The sequence below is a fragment of the Burkholderia sp. E168m15 genome, from assembly GCF_016586105.1.
GTDB classification, from domain to species: Bacteria; Pseudomonadota; Gammaproteobacteria; order Burkholderiales; family Burkholderiaceae; genus Burkholderia; species Burkholderia orbicola.
In genome coordinates, this window is the sequence record NZ_BCPO01000008.1 from 1 (window position 1) to 4,850 (window position 4,850).

The 4,850-nt window shown below is 68.0% G+C and carries 4 protein-coding genes and 1 pseudogene; 2 read left to right on the forward strand and 3 right to left on the reverse strand.

The features are described 5' to 3' along the window. Together JMF86_RS00980 and JMF86_RS00985 are read right to left on the reverse strand one after the other, a co-directional pair. Window positions 1-500: amidase family protein (locus tag JMF86_RS00980; protein WP_269189814.1), on the reverse strand; the 500-nt coding region annotated here is incomplete at its 3' end. An 81-nt stretch (window positions 501-581) separates the two neighbouring features. Beyond that, the gene (locus JMF86_RS00985) at window positions 582-1,274 is read right to left on the reverse strand and encodes a dienelactone hydrolase family protein (RefSeq protein WP_011546698.1); all 693 of its coding nucleotides are present in this window, start codon (window positions 1,272-1,274) and stop codon (window positions 582-584) included. A gap of 222 nt (window positions 1,275-1,496) precedes the next feature. Here JMF86_RS00985 and JMF86_RS00990 point away from each other — a divergent pair, with 222 nt between their 5' ends. Both JMF86_RS00990 and JMF86_RS00995 read left to right on the forward strand, forming a co-directional pair. Continuing rightward, window positions 1,497-2,579: a nitronate monooxygenase family protein gene (locus JMF86_RS00990; protein ID WP_175809434.1), complete on the forward strand. Its 1,083-nt coding sequence runs from the start codon at window positions 1,497-1,499 to the stop codon at window positions 2,577-2,579. Between the two features lie 436 nt (window positions 2,580-3,015). Beyond that, the gene (locus tag JMF86_RS00995) at window positions 3,016-4,158 is read left to right on the forward strand and encodes a branched-chain amino acid ABC transporter substrate-binding protein (protein WP_012327715.1); all 1,143 of its coding nucleotides are present in this window, start codon (window positions 3,016-3,018) and stop codon (window positions 4,156-4,158) included. A gap of 98 nt (window positions 4,159-4,256) precedes the next feature. Here JMF86_RS00995 and JMF86_RS01000 read toward each other — a convergent pair. Beyond that, window positions 4,257-4,850: pseudogene (locus tag JMF86_RS01000) on the reverse strand (MFS transporter); the annotation flags it as partial.

Sequence of the window (4,850 nt, forward strand, 5' to 3'; positions counted from 1 at the left end):
GGCACGATGCCGGCCGCGACGGCCGCCGCCGCGCCGCCGCTCGAACCGCCCGGCGTGTGATCGAGATTCCACGGGTTGCGGCACGCGCCGAACAGTGCCGGTTCGGTGTACGGCATCTGGCCGATCTCGGACGTGTTGGTCTTGCCGAATACGTTCAGGCCCGCCGCGCGGCTGCGCGCGATCACCGGCGAATCGTCGGCCGGCACGAAGTAGCGGTAGTGCCGGCTGCCCATCGACAGCGGCAGCCCGGCGACCGCCGCGCCGAGATCCTTGACGAGATACGGCACGCCCGCGAACGGCGTAGCGGCGCCCGGTTCGGGCGCGCCCGCCGCACGTTCCCGCGCGGCTTCGTAGTCCTGCAGCACGATCGCATTGATTGCGCCGTTGACCGCTTCGGCCTGGCCGATCGCGGCGTCGAGCAGTTCGCGCGGGCTGGCCTGGCGGTCGCGCACGAGCGCGGCGAGGCCGATTGCGTCATGCGCGAGATAGTCCGAGTGCATCGCGGTCACCCCCGTTGTGACTCGTGGCGATGGTGCGAGCATAACGCGAGCCCGGCGTGGCGGGCCCGCTGCCGGGCCTTTTTAGAGATGCTCGGCGAGGAAGGTCAGCGTGCGGCCGTGCGCGAGCGCCGCGGCACGCTGGTTGTACGACGCGCGGTCCGTGCAGTTGAAGCCGTGCTCGGCGCCCGGGTACACGTGGAACGACGCATCGCCGTGGCCGGCGAACGCGGCCTTCACCTGGTCGACGGCGGTGAGCGGAATGCCGTGGTCGTTTTCCGCGTAGTGGAACAGGATCGGCTGCGTGACCTGGCCGGCGAGGTCGAGCGCGTTCTGGATGCCGCCGCCGTAATAGGACACCGCCGCGTCGAGCTTGCCGGTCGCGGCCGCGCGGTACGCGAGCTGGCCGCCGAAGCAGTAGCCGATCGCGGCGAGCTTGCCGGCCACTTCGGGGCGGGCGCGCAACGCGTCGGCCGCCGCGCCGATGTCCGCGACCGCGAGACCCACGTCGGTCTTTTTCATCAGCTCGATGCCCTTGTCGCGATCCGCGCCTTCGTAGGTCAGCTCGACGCGCGGCTGCGTGCGCCAGAACACGTCGGGCGCGAGCGCGACGAAGCCGTCGGCCGCGTACTGGTCGGCGACCGCACGGATGTGCGCGTTCACGCCGAAGATCTCCTGGATGATGATGACGGCAGGGCCCTTGCCGCGCTTGGGCAATGCGAGATAGCCGCCGAAGCTGTCGTTACCGGTCGGGATGTCGATCCATTGGGCAGTCACGTTCTGAACTCCTGGCGTGCGGGGTGCGCGAGGCGCCCCGGGGTGAAAAGAAGGCGGCCTAGTGTGCCACCAATCGTTCGGTGCTGCAGTGCACGCGGGCGCTTCTCGCGCAGCGATCGTTTCGATCTCGATTATTCATTTTTCGGCGCCGCGCCGCTTCGATAGAGTCGATGTGTCGGCCTTTACAAAGCGCTTTCGCGCATCGTCATCGAAGGATTCGCCATGTCCGCCCGCTCGTTTTCCACGCCCTTTTCCGAACGCTTCGGCCTGCGTCTGCCGCTCGTGCAGGCGCCGATGGTCGGCGCGACCACGACCGCGATGGCCGCCGCCGCATCGAATGCCGGTGCGCTCGGCAGCTTCGGCGCCGGCGCGCTCGCGCCTGAGCGTATCGAAGCCGAAGTCGCCGCGATCCGCGCGGCGACCGATCGCCCGTTCGCGATCAACCTGTTCGTGTTGCCCGATGACGCCGCGCCGGACGCGGCGACCGTCGCGCGCGCACTCGCGGCGATCGACCCGCTGAACGCCGCGCTCGGCCTGCCGCCGGGCACGGCGCCCGCGCGCTACGCGCCCGATTTCCGCGCGCAGCTCGATGCGCTCGTCGCGCTGCGCGTGCCGGTCGCGAGCTTCACGTTCGGCGTGCTCGACGCGGTCGACGTCGCCCGCCTGAAAGCCGCCGGCACGTATGTGATCGGCACCGCGACGCACGTCGCCGAAGGGCTCGCTTGGCAGGCGGCCGGCGCCGATGCGATCTCCGCGCAGGGCGTCGAGGCCGGCGGCCATCGCGGCACCTTCATCGGTTCAGCCGAGGACGCGCTGATCGGCACGTTCGCGCTGGTCCCGCAGCTCGTCGACGCGACCGGCCTGCCCGTACTGGCCGCGGGCGGCATCATGGACGGCCGCGGTATCGCGGCCGCACTGGCGCTCGGCGCGCAGGGCGCGCAGCTCGGCACCGCGTTCCTCACGTGCGCGGAAAGTGCGATCGCCGCGGACTGGAAGGCACGCCTGCTCGCGAGCGCCGATACGTCGACGCAGGTCACGCGCGCGATCACCGGCCGTCATGCACGCGGGCTGCGCAATACGCTGATGGCGCGGCTCGGCGAGCACGTGGCCGACGTCCCGCCGTATCCGGTGCAGAACGCGCTGACCCAGCCGTTGCGCCAGGCCGCCGCGCGCGCGAACGACGGCGACTACCTGTCGCTGTGGGCCGGGCAGGGCGCGCCGCTCGCGCGGCGGCGCGGCGATGCGTTGACGACGTCGCAACTGGTCGCCGCGCTCGACGCGGAGTGGCGCGCATCGGCTGCCTGAACGCTGCTTCAACCGCTGGAACGATGGATATCGGACGACGAAACGCGCGTGCTGTCACGCGCGTTTCATTCAATGATCGCGGGCACAAAATACCGAATCGAAATGCCCGCACGAATCGATTGAAACGACCTTTCCGCAGTGTGCTGGAACTAGCGGAAACCCTTATCCGTCGGGGCTTGCAGCGCCATTCGAGTCATCCCTCCAAAGCGCGCATATCGGTAGTGTTACCACTATCCTAAAAAAGTCCCACAAATTAATTTGATCACCTACACTTGCGCGCAAGTACGAGCGGGCGGCTGCTAAAAGCGGCTGTTTTCACGTGCTTGAGGCCAAGTGCATGAACGATGCAACCGGCGAATCGTCCAGTGATTGAAACACGGGGATGGCAGCGGGGCACCGGGCGATGGCGTTTTTTGGGACCGAACTGGAGACTTACATGAATATCAAGATGCAAAAGCTGTTGCCGATCACCGCGGCAGCGATGCTGTGCGCTGCAGCTGCAAGCAACGCGTCCGCCGATCAAGTCGTCAAGATCGGCCACGTCGCGCCGTTGACGGGCGGCATTGCACACCTGGGCAAGGACAACGAAAACGGTGCACGTCTCGCAGTCGAGGAGATCAACGCGAAGGGCCTCACGATCGGCGGCCAGAAGATCACGCTGCAACTCGACCCGCAGGATGACGCCGCCGACCCGCGGCAGGCGACGCAGGTTGCGCAGAAGCTCGTCGACGACAAGGTCGTCGCGGTGGTCGGCCACCTGAACTCGGGCACGTCGATCCCGGCCTCGAAGATCTACAGCGATGCGGGCATCGTGCAGATCTCGCCGTCGGCGACCAACCCGGCGTACACGCAGCAAGGCTTCAAGACCACGTATCGCGTGGTGGCGACCGATGCGCAGCAGGGCCCGGCACTGGCGAACTACGCGCACTCGAAGGGCATCAAGAGCGTGGCGGTGGTCGACGATTCGACCGCGTACGGCCAGGGTCTCGCGAACGAGTTCGAGAAGAAGGCGAAGGCGCTCGGCCTGAAGGTGATGTCGCATGACGCGACGAACGACAAGGCGGTCGACTTCCGCGCGATTCTGACCAAGATCAAGGGCGAAAACCCGGACGCGATCATGTACGGCGGCATGGACGCCACCGGCGGCCCGTTCGCGAAACAGGCGAAGCAGCTCGGCCTGCGCGCGAAGATCTTCGCGGGCGACGGCGTGTGCACGGAAAAGCTGGCCGACCTGGCCGGCGACGCGACCGACAACATCGTGTGCTCGGAAGCCGGCGCTTCGCTCGAGAAGATGCCGGGCGGCAACGCGTTCAAGGCGAAGTACGAGAAGCGCTTCGGCCAGCCGATCCAGATCTACGCACCGTTCACGTATGACGCCGTGTACATCATCGCCGACGCGATGAAGCGCGCGAACTCGACGGACCCGGACAAGATCCTCGCGGCGATGCCGGCGACGAAGTACACGGGCGTGATCGGCACGACGACCTTCGACTCGAAGGGCGACCTGCAGCACGGCGTGATCTCGCTGTACAACTACAAGAGCGGCAAGAAGTCGCTGCTCGACGAAGTGAAGATGTAACGCGACGCGCGATCGACAAGCGGTCGACAGGAGGGTGAAGCGCGCATGCGGCAACGCATGCGCGCTTTCTTTTTGGGCCGGCGTGTGCGGCCGCGCCGTCAGATCTTCAGGTGCGCGAGCACCTTCGGCGCGACCAGTGCGACGAGCGCCGCGCACAGCGCGACGACCGACAGGCCGACCGTCAGGTTCGACGCCTGCGCGACCGCGCCGATCGCGACCGGACCGAACAGCAGTCCGAAATACGCGAGCCCGGCCACGTGCGCGAGCCCTTCGGCCGCGTGGATGCCTTTTACGCGCGCCGCGGCCGCGAACAGCACGGGCATCATGTTGGCCAGCCCGAGTCCCATCAGCGTGAAACCGGTCAGCACCGCGGCCGAATACGGCAGCAGCAGCGCGCCGATCATCCCCGCGCAGGCGAGCGACGCGCTCGCGAACACGAGCTGCGGCGCGCCGAAGCGGGCGCGCACGGCGTCGCCCGCGAAGCGCGCGATGGCCATCCCGCCCGAGAACGCCGCATACGCGGCACTCGCGAGCGCGGGGCTCGCCGCGACCACGTCACGCATGTAGACCGTCGCCCAGTCGTACATCGCACCTTCGGCGATCAGCGCGATCAGCGCGATGCCGCCGAGCATCCACAACGCGGGCGAGCGCCAGCGGTTGCCGCCGCCGTGCGCCTGTTCGTGATGCGGCAC